Source organism: Acidocella aquatica (assembly GCF_030160635.1).
Taxonomy (GTDB): Bacteria; Pseudomonadota; Alphaproteobacteria; order Acetobacterales; family Acetobacteraceae; genus Acidocella; species Acidocella aquatica.
In genome coordinates this window covers 128,376-145,324 of the sequence record NZ_BSOS01000090.1, presented here as the reverse complement: position 1 = coordinate 145,324, position 16,949 = coordinate 128,376, and the positions used below count along the sequence as shown (strand labels likewise).

15 protein-coding genes are annotated in these 16,949 nt (G+C 58.8%); 10 read left to right on the top strand and 5 right to left on the bottom strand.

The features are described 5' to 3' along the window. Positions 1 to 4 precede the first annotated feature (4 nt). From QQJ84_RS16530 to QQJ84_RS16495, 8 genes are all read left to right on the top strand, one after another. Positions 5 to 2,083, top strand: a complete 2,079-nt coding sequence (locus QQJ84_RS16530) for an acetate--CoA ligase family protein (protein WP_284259471.1) — start codon at positions 5 to 7, stop codon at positions 2,081 to 2,083. An 18-nt stretch (positions 2,084 to 2,101) separates the two neighbouring features. Further along, a complete protein-coding gene (locus tag QQJ84_RS16525) occupies positions 2,102 to 3,142 on the top strand; it encodes an NADP-dependent oxidoreductase (protein WP_284259410.1) in 1,041 nt (346 codons plus the stop codon). Positions 3,143 to 3,384: 242 nt separating this feature from the next. Next, positions 3,385 to 5,007 carry a DUF1302 domain-containing protein gene (locus QQJ84_RS16520; RefSeq protein ID WP_284259409.1) on the top strand — a complete coding sequence of 541 codons (1,623 nt, stop codon included), beginning with the start codon at positions 3,385 to 3,387 and terminating at the stop codon, positions 5,005 to 5,007. Positions 5,008 to 5,035: 28 nt separating this feature from the next. Next, the gene (locus QQJ84_RS16515; protein ID WP_284259408.1) at positions 5,036 to 6,442 is read left to right on the top strand and encodes a DUF1329 domain-containing protein; all 1,407 of its coding nucleotides are present in this window, start codon (positions 5,036 to 5,038) and stop codon (positions 6,440 to 6,442) included. Between the two features lie 28 nt (positions 6,443 to 6,470). After that, entirely contained in the window at positions 6,471 to 7,619 is a 1,149-nt protein-coding gene (locus QQJ84_RS16510; RefSeq protein WP_284259407.1) for a WD40/YVTN/BNR-like repeat-containing protein, read from the top strand. A gap of 12 nt (positions 7,620 to 7,631) precedes the next feature. After that, on the top strand, positions 7,632 to 10,088 hold the full coding sequence (locus QQJ84_RS16505) for an efflux RND transporter permease subunit (protein ID WP_284259406.1): 2,457 nt from the start codon (positions 7,632 to 7,634) through the stop codon (positions 10,086 to 10,088). Positions 10,089 to 10,093: 5 nt separating this feature from the next. Then, positions 10,094 to 10,495, top strand: a complete 402-nt coding sequence (locus QQJ84_RS16500) for a nuclear transport factor 2 family protein (RefSeq protein ID WP_284259405.1) — start codon at positions 10,094 to 10,096, stop codon at positions 10,493 to 10,495. 2 nt (positions 10,496 to 10,497) lie between these two features. Then, entirely contained in the window at positions 10,498 to 10,911 is a 414-nt protein-coding gene (locus QQJ84_RS16495) for a nuclear transport factor 2 family protein (protein ID WP_284259404.1), read from the top strand. Between the two features lie 36 nt (positions 10,912 to 10,947). On the opposite strand, the gene QQJ84_RS16490 is transcribed toward QQJ84_RS16495, so the two are convergent. From QQJ84_RS16490 to QQJ84_RS16475, 4 genes are all read right to left on the bottom strand, one after another. Then, entirely contained in the window at positions 10,948 to 11,733 is a 786-nt protein-coding gene (locus QQJ84_RS16490) for an SDR family NAD(P)-dependent oxidoreductase (protein ID WP_284259403.1), read from the bottom strand. Positions 11,734 to 11,986: 253 nt separating this feature from the next. After that, complete coding sequence (locus QQJ84_RS16485) at positions 11,987 to 13,129, bottom strand: thiolase family protein (RefSeq protein ID WP_284259402.1); 1,143 nt, start codon at positions 13,127 to 13,129, stop codon at positions 11,987 to 11,989. Further along, on the bottom strand, positions 13,126 to 13,536 hold the full coding sequence (locus QQJ84_RS16480; RefSeq protein WP_284259401.1) for a Zn-ribbon domain-containing OB-fold protein: 411 nt from the start codon (positions 13,534 to 13,536) through the stop codon (positions 13,126 to 13,128). Before QQJ84_RS16480 ends, QQJ84_RS16485 begins: the two co-directional genes overlap by 4 nt. After that, positions 13,536 to 14,072: a VOC family protein gene (locus QQJ84_RS16475; RefSeq protein ID WP_284259400.1), complete on the bottom strand. Its 537-nt coding sequence runs from the start codon at positions 14,070 to 14,072 to the stop codon at positions 13,536 to 13,538. Before QQJ84_RS16475 ends, QQJ84_RS16480 begins: the two co-directional genes overlap by 1 nt. A 161-nt stretch (positions 14,073 to 14,233) precedes the next feature. Here QQJ84_RS16475 and QQJ84_RS16470 point away from each other — a divergent pair, with 161 nt between their 5' ends. Both QQJ84_RS16470 and QQJ84_RS16465 read left to right on the top strand, forming a co-directional pair. Further along, complete coding sequence (locus QQJ84_RS16470; RefSeq protein ID WP_284259399.1) at positions 14,234 to 14,995, top strand: SDR family NAD(P)-dependent oxidoreductase; 762 nt, start codon at positions 14,234 to 14,236, stop codon at positions 14,993 to 14,995. A 55-nt stretch (positions 14,996 to 15,050) separates the two neighbouring features. Then, on the top strand, positions 15,051 to 15,809 hold the full coding sequence (locus QQJ84_RS16465) for an SDR family NAD(P)-dependent oxidoreductase (RefSeq protein WP_284259398.1): 759 nt from the start codon (positions 15,051 to 15,053) through the stop codon (positions 15,807 to 15,809). A 108-nt stretch (positions 15,810 to 15,917) separates the two neighbouring features. On the opposite strand, the gene QQJ84_RS16460 is transcribed toward QQJ84_RS16465, so the two are convergent. Further along, entirely contained in the window at positions 15,918 to 16,811 is an 894-nt protein-coding gene (locus tag QQJ84_RS16460; RefSeq protein ID WP_284259397.1) for a LysR family transcriptional regulator, read from the bottom strand. Positions 16,812 to 16,949: the final 138 nt, after the last annotated feature.

Below are 16,949 nucleotides of genomic sequence, written 5' to 3'. Positions count from 1 at the left end.
CGCGATGTCCCACAAGCTTAGTCCGCTCTTCGATGCCAAGACTCTCGTCATCGTAGGGGCCAGCCAGAATTATGAGCGCACCGGCGGGATTCCGGTTAATACCGCGCTGCGCCTGGGGTTTGGCCCTGACCGCCTGGCCCTCGTCAATCCGCGCTATCGGGAGATCGAGGGGTTTCCCTGCCATCCTGATATCGCCTCGCTGCCCTTCACGCCGGATCTCGCGGTGCTGGCGGTGCGCGCGAGCGAGACCCTGCAGACCCTGCGCGCTGCCCATGCCAAGGGCATACCCGCTGCCGTGCTGTTTGCTTCGGGTTTCGCCGAGGAACATACCGAGCAGGGCGAGGCGTTGCAGCGCGAGGTGGTTGAATTCGCGCGCGAGACCGGCATGGTCATCTCGGGGCCGAATTGTCTTGGCCATGCCAATTTCAGCACGCAGCTTTTCGCCACCTTCCTGAAGGGTTTTGAGACGCCGCAGCCGGCCGGGCCGGTTGGGGTGATCGCGCAAAGTGGCAACATGGCCGCCATTTTCATGGTGATGGGCGCGCGCGCCGGGCTTGGCTATTCCTGCTTTGCCAACACCGGCAACGAGGCGTGCGTCGAGTTTTCGGAATATCTTGAGTATCTTGCTGATGATCCGGGAACAAAAGCGGTGCTCGGCTATGTTGAGCAGCTGCGCGACGGCCCGCGTTTTCTGGCGACCGCCGCGCGGATGCGCGAACAGGCCAAGCCGTTGTTTCTGCTCAAAGTAGGCGATTCCGAAAAAGCGGCCGAGGCGGCGGCCTCGCACACGGCGGCGATGGCCGGCAACGCCATTGTCTACAAGGCAGCACTTCGCCAGGCCGGGGCAGCGGTGGGTGGCGATCCGGGACAGATCATCGACCTCGCCCGCCTTTGGCGCACAGGCCGGCGGCCCGCCGGGCTGCGTACCTGCATCGTCTCCGTCTCGGGGGCCGGGTGCGCCATTCTCTCTGACCGTTTCGCCGAAGCGGGGCTGGAAATTCCCACGCTCCCCGCTGAAGTGCAGACGAAGCTCGCGGCGCTGCTGCCGAGTTACGGCATGTGGACCAACCCGGTTGATCTGACCGGGCAGGTGACCAATGATCTCAGCTTTTTCACCGCCGCGTTGAACGCGCTGCTCGAGACCGATGCGCTGGATTGCATCGTGTTCTACATCATGGGCTATCTGCTTGATCTGGTGGCCCCGGCACTTATCGAGGCGGCCGGAAGGACGGGCAAGCTGTTGGTGGCGATTGACCCGACCGGCGCGGAACGCGTGGCCGAGCTGGAGGCCGCAGGTGTGGCCGTGCTGCCTGAAATTGGCCAGACGGCGCGCGCGCTCGGCGGCTATCTCGACTGGGCGGCCCGCTCACACAAGCCCGCCTGGGTCCCCGTGCCGCACGCGCCGCTCTCCACCGCCCCTTATAGGACACTGAACGAGGCGGAGGCAAAATCATTCCTCAAACGCTACGGTCTGCCTGTGGTGGAAGAGCGCATCGCCACCACGGCCGATGAAGCGGCGGCGATGGCGGCGGAGCTGGGCTGCCCGGTCGTGGTGAAGATATTGAGCGCCGATATTCTGCATAAGACCGAGGTTGGCGGCGTGCGGCTGGATTTGAAAACGCCTGAGGCCGCACGCGAAGCTTTCGTGATCGTTACGGAATCGGCGCGCAAGGCGCTGCCCGCGGCGCGCATTGAAGGTGTGACGGTTCAGCAGCAGGTTAGCGAAGGTGTCGGCATGCTGCTTGGCGTCACACGTGACCCGGTTTTCGGCCCGGTGCTGACCGCGGGCCTCGGCGGCGTGCTGACCGAGTTGTACCAGGATATTTCGCTGCGCCTGTTGCCCATCAATCGCGATATCGCGTGCGAGATGTTGCTGGAGTTGAAGGCGCACCCGCTGCTCACCGGCTTCCGCGGCGCCAAGCCTGCTGATGAGGAGGCGTTGATCGATGTGATGTTGAAGCTCTCCGATATGGTGATGCAAGCGGGGTCTGCCCTGCGCGATGTTGAAATCAACCCGGTTCTCGTGCGCCCGAACGGGCAGGGGGCGGTAATTGTCGATGCGCTGATCAGCGCGCAAATCTGACGGCCAAGGGGAATTGTGATGCCTGCAACCAATAAGCAATGGACTTTAATCCGCCGCCCGGTTGGCGATGACGTTGATGCGTGCCTGCGTTTTGAGGAAAAGCCGAAACCGGTGCCTGGGCCTGGGCAGATGCTGGTCCGCACCGCCTATCTTTCGCTCGATCCCGCCAACCGTCTATGGATGAAGGATGAGCCAAGCTATATGCCGCCCGTGCCGCTTGGGGGGCCGATGTATGGCGGCATCATCGGCACAGTCGAGGCCTCGGCGGCCGAGGGGTTTGTGCCGGGCGATCTGGTGGCGGGGCTTGGCGGCTGGGCGGAATATCATCTCTTCACCCCAGGCGAGGTAGGGCGCGTGACGCCGGTGGAGGGCGTGCCGCTGAGCGCGTGGATGAGCGTGCTGGGTGCCACCGGGATTACCGCTTATTTCGGCCTTCTTGAAGTTGGCAAACCCAAGGCTGGTGAAACCCTGGTGGTCTCGGCGGCGGCGGGGGCCGTGGGCTCGATCGTCGGGCAGATTGGCAAAATTATGGGTTGCCGCGTGATCGGCATTGCCGGTGGCGCGCAAAAATGCCGGCATCTCAAAACCCGCTTTGGCTTCGATGAAACCATCGATTACAAGAGCGAGAACGTCGCCGCGCGCCTGGCGGAGCTGGCGCCGCCGCGTGCGGATGGCGGGGGCGGCGTGGATATGTATTTTGAGAATGTCGGCGGTGAGATCGGCAATGCCGTCATCGAGAATATCGCCATGCGCGGGCGGGTCATGCTTTGCGGGATGATATCGCAGTATAATGCCAAAGAGCGGCCGCTGGGTGTTGATCTGACCAAAATTCTCATGTGCCGCGCGACGATCGAGGGCTTCCTGGTGCTCGATTATTTTCCGCGCGCCGCCGAGGCTGTTAACGCCCTGTCCGCTTGGATTCGCTCCGGTCAGCTGGTCTATGATGTTGATGTGCGCGAAGGGATCGAGAACACGTTGAGCGCCTTCCACAGCCTGTTTGCGCCCGGTGGCGGGCATACCGGCAAGCTGATGGTCAGGATCGATCCTGACATCTCCTAGGCTTGGGCGGTGCCGCGCAGAAAAAACGCCGAATATTATATAAATCCATTGCAATATTATTTTTAGTGTAGCATTATTTATATAAAACGAATGAGGCGAATTTGCCTTCGGGCGGTTCAGCATCGAGGGAGCGGGAGGCTGTAGCGGTGGTCCCGGTTTCATTTGGCTTCCGCCTCTTTTGGGGGCGGTGGAGTGCGAACGTAAGATAAAACAAAAACTCAAGGGAAGCGAGGAGTTCAAGGATGAAGACCAAATTATATCCCGGGAAAAATCTACGGCCGTTGCTGTTGGGCGGCACGGCTTTGCTGGGCGGCTTGTTGATGCCGGGCGCGCCGGCTCGCGCGTTCAGCGTCTATAGTAACGGCAGCGGAACGGAAATAAGCCTCGACACGACGGCCGAATGGTCGGCCATCTATCGTGTTAATAGTCCGTCGGCAATTCTCACCAACAACGTGAACGGCAATGATGGCGATCTCAATTTCCGCCATGGCATCGTTGACAACACATTTGACTTACTGCCCGTGCTTGACATCAAAGATGGCAATTACGGCGCGCATGTCAGCGGTGAGTTTTATCTAGACACGCCTTATCTTGGTACGACGCAGAACAACTCGCCGTCGACCTATAACCCATACTCGACGCCGAGCAACAAGGATTTCACCAGAGCCACGCGCAACATCAACGGCCAGAATGCCGTTCTGCTTGACGCCTTCGTCTATGGCTCGACCTCGTTTGGCCAGAACAACGGGCAGACCGTAACGGTGAAAATTGGCCGCCAGACGCTGCTTTGGGGCCAGAGTCTGTTCTTCGCGACAAACGGTATCTCCGCCGGTCAGGCGCCGATTGACGTCATCAAGGCTGAGAGCCTGCCCAACGCCCAGGCCCAGCAGATTTTTCTGCCCGTTGGCCAGGCGGTGGTCACCTATCAGCCGAACATGACCTATACGATCCAGGGCTTCTATCAGTTCGAGTGGCAGCCTGACACGTTCCAGGGCGTCGGCGCCTATTTCTCCAGTGCAGACGTTCTCGACAAAGGCGGGCAACGCCTGATCGCGGGCAGCAATGCCTATCTGTATCGCACGAAGGATATTCGTCCGCCGATCAATAACGGCGAATTCGGTCTCTCGGTCCAGGCCACCTACGGCAATTACGACGTTGGTCTCTATGCCGAACGGTTCGATGCCAAGGCGCCTTCGCTTTATCTGACCGCCGCGCAAGCTGGCCAGCCCAGCAACTCCGTTGGCAGTTATTATCTGGTTTATCCGCGTGATATTCAGCTCTTCGGCGCGGCGTTGTCCACGACGGTTGGGGCGGTGAATGTCGCCGGCGAAGTTTCAGGCCGCCGCAACATGCCGCTGGTCAGCGGTGCGGCCTTTACCTCAACTCCCGTTGGTCCGGCCAACTCTGGTGCTCTCTATGCCAAGGGTAGCACAATGGCGGCCCAGGCTTCGTTTATTTATGTCTCGCCGGGCCTTCCGCTCGACCCGGGCGGCATGACGATTGATGGGGAAGTTGCCATGAACCATGTGCTTTCGGTTGACTCCGGCGCCGCCGAGCTGACACCGCATCGCGATGCGACCGGTGGTGCTTTCGACGTTGTGTTCTCCCCGACCTATTACGAGGTTCTGCCCAACCTCACGGTTTCCTTCCCGATCGGCTTCAAGTATAATTTCCTTGGCCGCTCACAGATCGACGCAACCATGAATCACGGAACAGGGACAATCAACTTTGGCGTAACGGGCACTTACCGTTCTGTTTGGATTGCGGGCATAACCTATCAGGATTATCTGGGCCGGCCTGATCCCAGCCTCAACCCGCTGGCGGATCGCGGCTATGTGGCATTCAATATCCAGCGCACATTCTAACCAAAATATAAATGGCGAGGAACGACGTATGAAGAGAAGAACCTTTAACACCCTGATGACCAGCAGTGCCGGCGCGCTTGCCGCTGGTATGGCGGCGCCGAAGGCAGCCCGCGCGGTAGTGACGCCGGATCTGGCGGCGCAACTCAAAACAACGCTCACGCCCTTTGGCGCGGAGCGTGCCGGCAATGCCGATGGCTCGATCCCCGCCTGGACGGGCGGACTGACCACCACGCCCGACGGCTGGACTCCGGCCCAGCCGATGCCGGACATGTTCAAGTCCGATGCCAAGGTCGTCTCGATCAACGCCAGCAACATGGCCCAGTATGAGGACAAGCTGTGCGAGAGCGTGAAGTTCATGATGAAGAAGTGGCCCGACTTCCGCATCGATGTGTATCCCACACATCGTACGGCTGCCGCGCCACAATGGGTTTACGATAACACCTATCAGAATGCGCTGCGCACCACGCCGGTTGCCGGTGGCTCCCGCCTAGGGTTCGCCAACGCATATGGCGGAATTCCATTCCCCATCCCCGACCCGAATGACCCCTTGGAAGCGGGGGCTCAGATTATGTGGAACCACAATACCCGTTGGGAGTCCTGCAATTATAACCGGATGATCTCAGCGTGGGTGGTCAGCCAGGGGCAGTTGACGCTTGCCTTGGGCTACCGCAACACTGAAACCAGCCCTTATTATCAGCCCGACGGAACGCTCGAGACCTATAACGGTTACATTCGCCAGTATCACGAGCATTTCTACTCCCCGGCGAATTTCAATGGGCAGGAACTGATTGAGTGGCAGCCGACAAACACCACCAATCAACCGATGCAGGTTTGGCAGTATCTGGCCGGGCAAGGGCGCGTGCGCAAGGCGCCCGAACTGACCTATGACACACCAGCCTCCACGCTTGATGGCATCGGCGGTTACGACGAATATTATGTGTTCTACGGTGCGCTTGATCGCTATGACTGGAAGCTGCTTGGCAAGCGTGAGGTGTATATTCCCTACAACAATAACGCTCTGTTCCTGGCCACGCCGGAAAATGCTCATCAGCCGCATTTCATGAATCCCGATCTGGTGCGCTGGGAGTTGCATCGTGTCTGGGTTGTTGAAGCCACCCTGCACCAGGGCGCGCGCAACGTGCTGCCGCGGCGTGTGTTCTATGTTGACGAAGATACCTGGCATGCGGTGCTTGGCGATGCTTACGACGCCCAGGGCAATCTGTATCATCATCAGATCATGTTCATGGAGACACGGCCTGATGTGCCCTCGACAGCCTACGGCAACTCCCTGGTCTATAACCTGCAGGCCGATGAGTACGTGTCGGGCGGCGGTGCCTGGGATATGCCGGCACCCTACAACGAGCCTGTGAGCTTCGCGCCGCTGACGCCCAACACGTTCAATCCGCAGACACTGGGCGCTCAGGACTCTTTCTGAGGCGTTCTTATCTCCCCGCGGCGGCCAGTTGGAACTTGGTTGCCGCGGGTTCGATTTTCTGAAGATTGCAAAAGGAAGCCTGGCGTTGGTTCTCAAGATTTTCCTGCGTGTGTTATTTAGCCTGCTGTTGGCGGCACCGCCCGGCATCGGCTTGGCGGCGACGGGAATCCGCAATCTTGATAGTCCGGCGATCAAGCTTAAGGCCCCCGATAAGATTGTTTTAATCGCCATTACCAGGGCGGGTAACCGGCTGGTCGCGGTAGGGGAACATGGAGGAATCGCTTATTCCGATGATAATGGAATAGGCTGGACTCAAGCTGCGGTGCCGGTTGATGTGACCCTGACCAGTGTCGCCTTTGTTGATGCGCAACACGGGTGGGCGGCTGGGCATTACGGCGTTATCTTGCACACGAATGACGGAGGGTTGACCTGGCAGGAGCAGCTTAACGGCCTGCAGGCGAATCAATTAACCATGGACGCCGCGCAGCAGGCGGTGAAGGATGGCGACCAAAGCCTTGGCGCGCCGCTTGCCGTGCGCCGCGCGCAATTTTTTTTAGAGGGTGGGCCGGATAAACCATTTTTCAGCATTTTGGCGACAAGTCCGCAGGATGCGATGGTCTTCGGCGCGTACAGGATGGTTATGCGCACCCAGGATGGCGGTAAGACCTGGCAGGACTGGTCTTTGCATATCGGCGATCGGCTTAGTCATAATCTCTACGATGTCGCGACCGATGGAAATTCGATCTTCATTGCCGCTGAGACGGGATTAACATTTGTGTCAACCGATGGTGGGCAAAGTTTCCCGGAAACGACCCAGCCCACGGACGCCAGCCTGTTCGCCGTATCACCAACAGGCGATGGAGGAATATTCGTTTGCGGCGTCGCCGGCAGAGCCGCGCTCAGCGAGGATGGCGGGCAGAGTTGGACATCTGTTTTCGTGGGGTCAAGCAGCAATCTGACAAGCGCGCATTTGCTGCCCTCCGGTATTCTGGTGGTGGCGGCTGAATCAGGGCGGATCTTCGTCAGCCGCGATCATGGCCGCAGCTTTACGGTGTTATCGGATGTCCCGCCAATGTCGGTGTATGATTTCACACAGGCCCAAGACGATGATCTCGTCGCTGTGGGGAGCGGTGGTGTTTTCGTTGTTCCATCTAAAAATCTAAATAAATCGAATTAAGGAAACTTGGTTTTGGCTTCTCACTCTTCCAGTCCAGCGCCAATTATCGCCGATATCGCCGATTTTGATCGTCATTCCGGCTCAATACTCGAGCGTCTGTTATTTAATAATCGGCCCGTGGTGCTGCTCTTGTGCCTTATGACCACATTGGTCCTGGGGTTTCAAATTCATAAGCTAAAGCTGAATGCCAGTTTCGAGAACATGATTCCGACGCATCAGCCTTTCATCGTTAATTTTTTGAAGCATTATAACGAACTGCAATCCCAGGGCGATGCCATCGAAATTGCGGTAACGGCGGATCACGGCACGATCATATCCAAGAATTATCTCGCGACGCTGGAGCACATAAGCGACGAAGTATATCTTCTTCCTGGAGTCGACAGGCCCTTCATGACCTCGCTCTGGACACCATCGACCCGCTGGCTGGCGGTCACGCCGGATGGGTTGGAGGGCGGGCCAGTCATTGACGAGACATACGACGGATCGCCGCAAGCGCTCGACACGGTCCGTCAGAACATACAAAAGACTGGAAAAATTGGCGAATTAGTCTCGAACGATTTCACATCGAGCATGGTCTACGTGCCGTTGATGGAAACCAACAACCTCACCGGAAAGCCGCTTGACTATGGTCAACTTGCCCGGAATTTGAATGCCATTCGCGCGAAATATGACGCGCAGGGCGTGAGCTTGCACATTGTTGGTTTTGCCATGGTCATGGGCGACATGATCAATGCGATCAACAAAGTGCTGGTCTTCTTTTTGATCTCAATCTTCATCGCGACGGTCGTTCTCTTTTGGTATACGCGCTGTGTGCGTTCGACTGCGCTGGTTGTCACCGCTTCTCTGGTCGCGGTAACCTGGCAGATGGGGCTTGTGCCGTTGATGGGCTTCGATCTCAATCCATATTCCGTCCTTGTGCCGTTTTTGATTTTCGCCATCGGCATGAGTCATGGCGCGCAGAAAATGAATGGTGTGATGCAGGATATCGGGCGGGGCACGCATCCGCTTATCGCGGCACGCTATACCTTCAGGCGGCTCTTTCTTGCGGGTCTCGCCGCACTTGTCTGCGACGCGGCAAGCTTTGCGGTTCTGATGACCATCCGTATTGAAGCTATCCGGGAGCTGGCGTTGATCGCCTCGGTTGGTGTCGCAATCCTGATTTTTACCAATCTTATCATGCTGCCCATGCTGTTGAGTTATACAGGTGTCAGCAAGGCCGCCGCACTTCGCAGCCTGCGCAGCGAGACGGCCCAAGGCGGCGTTAAACATCCGCTCTGGAATTTCCTCGATCATTTCACGCGTCGCCGTTATGCCACGGCTGCCCTGCTTTGTGGTATCGTATTGGGTGGCCTTGGCTGGACAATCGGCCGCCATGTGCAGGTTGGCGATCTTGATCAGGGCGCGCCGGAGCTTCGCGCGAATTCACAATATAATTTGGATAACGCGTACATACTTTCGCATTACTCGACGGGCTCGGACACGCTTGTCGTGATGGTTGATACCCAGCCCTATCAGTGCGGCAACTTCAAGACTGTGAACACAGTCAATGCACTCGAATGGCGTCTGGATCAGCTGCCGCAGGTGCAGTCAACCAGTTCAATCGGCTCGTTCGCGCAGATGGCGACGATGCTGATGACCGAGAACTCACCAAAATGGTACGCCGTGGTTCGCAACCAAGCGTCGATTGATGATTTCGCTCAATTCGTCCCGCGTTCGCTGGAAAATTTCGGCTGCTCGTTCCTGCCCTTGTATGTGAATCTGAACGATCACAAGGCGGCGACGCTTACGAACGTGATCGATGCGGTGCAGACGTTTGTTAAAAATCCGGAGAACCAGAGCCCCAATTTCAAGATTTTGCTCGCCGGCGGAAATGCCGGCATTGCAGCTGCCACGAACATTGTTATCGAAGAAGCAAATAGCCAGATGCTCTATCTGGTCTACGCAACGGTGATTTTGTTCTGCTTCATTGCTTTCCGCTCCTGGCGTGCTGTGCTCTGCGCGGTGCTGCCCTTGATGCTCACGTCCACGCTGGCGCAGGCGCTGATGGTGACGCTGCATATTGGCATCAAGGTTGCAACGCTGCCGGTTATTGCATTGGGTGTCGGCATCGGCGTTGATTATGCGCTCTATGTTCTCTCCATTGTCCTTAAACAATTGCGTGATGGCGCGACTTTGTCGGATGCCTATCATCAGACCCTGCTTTTCACCGGTAAAGTCGTGCTGCTGACAGGCTTCACACTGGCCGCGGGCGTTGTCACCTGGGTTTTCGCGCCGATCAAATTTCAGGCTGACATGGGGCTTCTGCTGGCCTTCATGTTCCTCTGGAACATGCTGGGGGCGATGATCCTTCTACCCGCGCTCGCCTATTTCCTTTTGCCGCCAAGGCTTTTCGCCGCCCGGGGTGACAAGAAAAATCAACATGCCGCATCTGATCCAACGCCCTCCAACCCCGTATTGATGAGCCAGTAAAACTGATGTCCCCACAAGAAATCATTTTTCGTTTTTATGAACTCGTCGGCCAAGGTGATATGGCCGGGGCGGAAGCGATGATTCACCCTGAGTTCGCCGGTGAGGAGGCGGTCAGCCTTCCCTATGGCGGCACCTATAAAGGCCTGGAGGGGTGGCACCGCCTGCTTGCCAGCGTCGGTTCGGTCTTTACTGAATTCGTACCCACCGTCAAATATGCCCTCACCGATGATACCGGGACACGCGTGATTGTCATGGTCGATTTGACCGGCCGTTCGATTAAAACAGGCGAGCGCTTCGAGACAAGCTTGTTGGAGTTGTGGGAGCTGCGCGATGGCCTGATCAGCCTTGTGCGGCCTTATTACTGGGATACGCATTTACTGCGGCGCGTTTCTGGAATGGAGAATTGATTATGGAAAGCAATAAGCAAATCCTACAAAAATTCATCGAAGCCGCACAGAGACTGGATGATGAAACTGTAGGCGCCCTGATGCATCCCGCGTTTGTCGTTCATGAGGCCGCGGGGTTGCCCTATGCGGGTGAGTATCACGGCCTGGCGGGGTGGCAGAAACTCTTCTCAACTGTCATCGGCATATGGAGAGATGTCGCCATCAAGACCGAGATGTATATTGGCGCTGACGATGCTGAGGATTTTGCCGTTCTGATGGCCTTCTCGGGAAAATCCCCTGACGGTCAGGAGGGTTTCCAGACCCGTATCCTGGAGCATTGGCGGATGAAGGATGGAAAGGTGATCGAGGTTTGGCCCCATTACTGGGACACGCACGCCATGCGGGCTCTTTATGAACGGGGACAAAAGAAAGGCTGAGGTGGATCGGCGCCGGAACCCGGCGCCGATTTTATTTTACGAACCAGAGGCCATGAAAGCCTCGGAAATTTCATAGGCCCGCGGATTGCGCCGAAGTGTCAGCCCGCCATTCACCTGCAAATTTTGTCCGGTCATAAAGCAGCCGTCCTGGGAGAGCCAGATAGCGGCGTTCGCGATATCTTCCTTCGTGCCGACGCGGCCCAGCGGGTATTCCCGGGCGAAGCAGGCAACGACTTCAGGTTTTGCAAATGCGCCTTCCGTCATGGGTGTATCGGTCAACCCCGGGGAGATGGAATTGGCGCGAATGCCCTTTTCGCCGAACTCATTCGCGATGCATCTTATGACATGGTCGGTGCCTGCTTTCGTTCCCATATAGGCAGCGTGATTGTCGAGCATGATCGTAGCGGTGGCCGATGAAATTTGAATGATCGAGCCGCCCTTGGTCATGTGCGGAATCACCGCCTGGTAGAAATAATAGGGGCCGACGAATTGAAGCGCGGTCATTTTGGCGAGGTCATCCTCGGATGTTTCGAGGAATGGCACCAGCAATCCCCAGCCGGTGGAGTTGATGGCAATATCGATGCGGCCATATTTGTCCTGGGCGAAGGAGGCCAGCGCCTCGCAGTCAGACTTCTTGGTGATGTCGCATGGTTTATAGGCGCAGTTGTTTTCTTTCGAAAATTCGGCAAGTTCTTCCTCGCGCCGGCCTGAGACGATAACATTCGCCCCCTCGGAGAGAAAGCGTTTTGCCAGTGTCTGGCCAAGATTACCTTTGGCGCTTGCCCCTAGGATGATCGCGGTTTTGCCGTCGAGCTGTTTCATGGTGTTTCCTTTCATTATGCGGCGTGCTGTAACTCTATGAAATAACGGTATTAATATATCTAAAAGTCATGATTTTAAGCAGAAGGCGATGTTGATACATATCGGCATGCCGCTCATCGCCAATGGAAAATATCAAGGTTTAGACAGGCTTGTCTGCAACGGGTCATGAAAACCGGGGCCAAATTTGGTCCCGGAATACTTTGGTGCCCTGAACGAACGCCCGCCTGGCAGAGCATCAGAATCTCCGGCGCGCCTATTTCCCGATGATGGTGACCGCTGCCAACCCTGGCGCGCCATAAACCTGGCTGTAGCCTATCCCCGGGTTGCCCGGCACCTGGCGCCCGCCGCCCTGGCCGCGCAGCTGGATGACGTTCTCGTAGACCTGGCGCAGCCCCGAGGCGCCAATCGGCTCGCCGCAGGCCAGGCAACCGCCATCCGTGTTCACCGGCATCGGTCCTCCGATACGTGTGGCGCCCGATTGGATCAACTTCTCCTGCGCGCCATGCTCACAGAATCCGTTCTCCGCCATATGCATGATTTCAGCGCCCGATTCTGTATCCTGAAGCTGCAACACATTCATATCCTTGGGCCCAAGCCCGGCCATCTGGAAGGCAGCTTTGGCGGCCATCTCCGCTGGCGAGGGGCCGCGCTCAATGTCCAGGCTTGGCGAGAACACCTCGAACGAACCTTTTACCCTGGTCCGCATGGCGGCGCCGCGCAGCCTTATCTGGTCGCGCCCCAGCTGGCGCGCGCGCGCCGGGCTGGCCAGGATCAACGCCGCCCCACCCTCGGAGGGTGAGCAGAACATGAATTTGGTTAGCGGATCATTCACCATCTGCGCGTTAAGAATGTCATCCAGCGCCACCGGGGCACGCCGCCAGGCATGCGGCGCATGCACCGCATTGGCGAACGCCTTTTCCGCGACCAGCCCCAGCGTGCGCCGGCTGATGCCGTAGAGTGCCATGTAACGTTGGATCTTGTTGGCGAAAAACTGCGTGGTGAGCATCATGCCCAGCTCGCCGTACCAATCAGGCAGCCCCATATCGGCCGGCGCTGGGTTGAAGGAGCCGCGCGGATGCTTATCAAACCCCAGCACGAGCGCCAGATCGAACTCGCCGGACTTGATTGCCCAATAGGCTGAAAGCAGCGCCGAGCCGCCCGTGGCGCAGCCATTGGCGACGTTGATAAACTGCACGCCCGTGAGCCCCAGCCGCGGCAGCGCCGCATCGGCATCGCCGGCCGCGAAGGAGCCGCCAAAGGCGCATTGCACATCGCGCCACTCCACACCTGCATCGGCCAGCGCCGCCCGTGCCGCGAACACGCCCTGGTCAAGCCCGGAAAGCTCATGCCGCCCGAAGGGATGAATCCCCGCCCCGACAATAAAAACCTCGCTCATGCCCCCTCCGCCCGGAAGATGTAACAACTTTGTAAATCGCCATCGGCCCCATGGTTAAAGGGCACAATCTCCAACCGCATCGAAAGCCCCAGGCGCGGCTCAACCTCGCCGAACTCCAGGCGGGATTCCACAATCACCTCACCCGGCAACTCGACATAGCCGACCGCATAAGGCTGAAAGCCGCGTTCATCCTCATCACCAGCATAAGGCGGCGATTTCGGACGGAAGCGCTGCACCGTCCAGCTCCACAGCAGGCCGTGCGGCGAGAGTTCCACGGGCTCATAAAAAGCCCGCTCGCCGCCTTGCGGCAACGGAAACACAACATCTCCGCCCTCACGCCGCCGCCCACCCAGCAGACGCGGGCCCTCGGGCGTTTCGATGAACAAATCAGGCGCGATCGCGCGCATCAGCCAAGCCTCCGCACGGGGTCAGCTCCGTCCCAGCCCACCGAGAGGCTTTTGATGTGGGCAAACGCATCCAGTATCGCCTGGTTTGGCTGCAATACCTCAACCATGGTCCCCGGTCCGCCGCCGGTCTCAGCATAAAATGCCTCCACGCCGCCGGGGAGAAACGCCTCCTGCACCACGGTGCCGCCGGCATCCTGAATGATGCGCCGCGCCTTGGCCATGTCGCTGGTGATCAGGCAGACATGGTGCAGCCCTTCGCACCCCTCATCGCGCCAGGATTTATAGATCGAGGGCGTATCGTCGTGCTGCGCGATGATCTCGATCTGCAAATCGCCCCAATACCCGATGTAGACACTGAAATCGATCGCCACCGGCGCGCCTTTATAGGTAGCGGCGTCCATTTGCACATGGTCCAGCGCCACGAAGGGGCCAGCACCCATGGTCTGCGTCCAGTATTTCAGCGCCGCATCCACATCCGCGGGAACAAAGGCGAGCTGCATGACATTGCCAATACCGGCAATCAGATTCCTGGGCATCCGTCCGATTCCTTTTATACTTTTGTTGTAATTTTGTATAATCATAATTCATAAAACCGGGCAAGATACTTTGCGCCCGTCGCATTGACTACTATATTATTTATGGTCAAATTGTATATATGTAGAAATCCGGGATGCACCGGACGCACGGGGGAATCAGGATGGAATTCCAGAATGTAGCGGCAGTCGTAACGGGCGGCGCCTCCGGGCTTGGTGCGGCCACGGCCAGGCGGCTGGCGGCGCGCGGCTGTAAGGTTGCATTGTTTGATATGAACGAAGCCCTGGGCACTGCGCTCGCAGGCGAGATCGGCGGCATGTTCTGCGCCGTGGACATCACCAGCGACGAGGGTGTCGCCGCCGCGCTGGACGAGGCGGCCGCCCGGCACGGCACGGCGCGCATTCTGGTCAATTGCGCCGGCATCAGCCGCCCCGCCAAAACCGTGGGCCGTGAATTCGCGCCCGCGCCGCTGGCCGGGTTCCGCCAGCTTATCGAGATCAATCTCGTCGGCACCTTCAACGTCATCTCCAAATTCGCGGCGCGGCTGGCGGCTGCGGACCCGCACGGCGATGAACGCGGCGTGATCATCAATACCGCCTCCGTCGCCGCCTTTGAGGGGCAGGTGGGGCAGGCTTCGTACGCCGCCTCCAAAGGGGGTGTCGCGGCCATGACCCTGCCGATCTCCCGCGATCTCGCCCCCCATGGTATCCGGGTGATGACCATCGCCCCAGGATTGTTTCTCACCCCCATGCTGCTCGGCCTCCCGCAGGATGTGCGGGACTCACTCGGCCGGCAGGTGCCTTTCCCCAGCCGCCTCGGCAAGCCCGAAGAATACGCGATGCTGGTGGAAAGCATCATCACCAACCCGATGCTCAATGGCGAAACGATCCGGCTGGACGGCGCCATTCGCATGGGCCCCAAATAAAACCACCCCTCAGCCAACGCGCGCCGCGGCGCGCACAACAACCGGGAGAAACGCCATGGATCTAGGATTAGCGGGCAAAAAAGTCATTATTTCGGGCGGCAGCCGCGGCATTGGCCGCGCCATCGCCGAACTTTTCGCGGCGGAGGGGGCCGATGTCGCCTTTTTCTCCCGCAACGCCGCGCAGGTTGAGGACACCCGCACCGCCCTGGCCGCGTACGGCCATAAAGTGGTGGGCGATGTGCTGGATATGCAGGATATGGACGCCTACAAGGCGTGGCTGGTGAAGGCCGCGCAGGCCATGGGCGGCTGCGACATCTTCATCCACAACGCCAGCGCCTCCGGTTCGCAGGCCGCCACCGACTGGCAGAAATGCCTGGATGTGGACATTCTCGGCGGGGTCGCGGGATGCGAGACGCTGGAGCCCTACCTTGAGGCCTCCGGCGCCGGTTCGGTGATCCTGCTTTCGAGCACCGCCGCGGTTGAGACATTTTTCATGCCGCAGGCGTTTAATGCGATGAAAGCCGCTCTGCTCACCTATTCCAAGCAGCTCTCGCAGCATTGGGCGGGCAAGGGAATTCGCGTGAACGCGGTATCGCCCGGGCCGGTCTCTTTTCCCACCGGCAACTGGCAGGCGCTGAAGGGCGTGATGCCGGAAGTTTACGAGGCAACGGAAAAAGCGATCCCGCTCGGCCGCATGGGTAAACCTGAAGAGGTCGCGCGCGCGGTGGTGTTTCTCGCCAGTCCCGCGGCGAATTACATCACGGGCACCAACCTCATCATCGATGGTGGTTATACCAAGCGCGTCCAGTTCTGACGCGAAAGCCGATCGCATGACGCGCATGCGATCGGCTCAGTGTACCTCCAGGGCCGCAAGTACCCCGGAACAACGCTGGCTTTGCCCGCTTCTTTTCCGCCGCATCCATCACGGCTTGTAGCGCAGCGCGTTAACCAGCAGCGTGAACGCGGCCGGTAACTGCCGGCGGTCGGGGTAGTAGAGATGATAGCCGGGGAAATACGGGCACCAATCCTCCAAAACCCGTACAAGCCGCCCGCTCACCAGATGGGGCATCGCCTGATCCTCAAGAACATAGGCCAGCGCCAGCCCGTCTTGCGCGGCCTGCAGCATCATCTCCACATCGTTAACAATCAGTGGCCCATCGACCCTGACGTTGACCGCCCGCCCATTCTTCTCAAACTCCCAGGCATAGAGCCCGCCCGCCGTCGGCAGGCGGAGATTGATGCAGCGGTGGCGGGTCAGCTCATGCGGCGTGGCGGGGCTGCCAAAACGCTCCAGATAGGCAGGTGCCGCGACCACCGCCATGCGCAGATCCGGCCCGATCCGCACCGCGATCATATCCTTCGCCACCTGCTCGCCCAAACGCACGCCAGCGTCGAACCGTTCGGCGACGATGTCGATCAGACGCCCATCCAGCGATAATTCCACGCTGATATCGGGATAATCCTGCATCATCCGCTTGAGCACCGGCCACAGCACCGTCTGCGCGGCATGTTTGTGGGTGGTGATGCGCAACTCGCCCGAAGGTTTTTCCGCCAGGGCGGTGAGTGCGCTCAGCCGCGCGTCGATATCATCGAAAGCCGGGCGCAAGGTTGAGGCCAGTTGCTCCCCCGCCACCGTGAGAGCAACGGCCCGGGTGGTGCGGGTCAGCAGCTTCACCCCCATCGCTGCCTCCAGCCTGCGCACGATCTGGCTGATGGCAGATTGCGAGGTGCCGAGTGCCGCCGCCGCCCGGGTGAAGCTGCGTTCCTCTGCCACGCTGAGGAACACGGCCAGATCAGCCAAAGTGTCGCGCCTCATTTATAAGCTCCAGATATCACTTTATGCTTATTTTAGCATCTAATCGTCGTAATGGGCAGAGGCTATATACCCTCCGTATCATCGGTGGCTTCACCGCTCCCGCTTGCGTTCAGTGACATAACCATCCCCAACCCATGA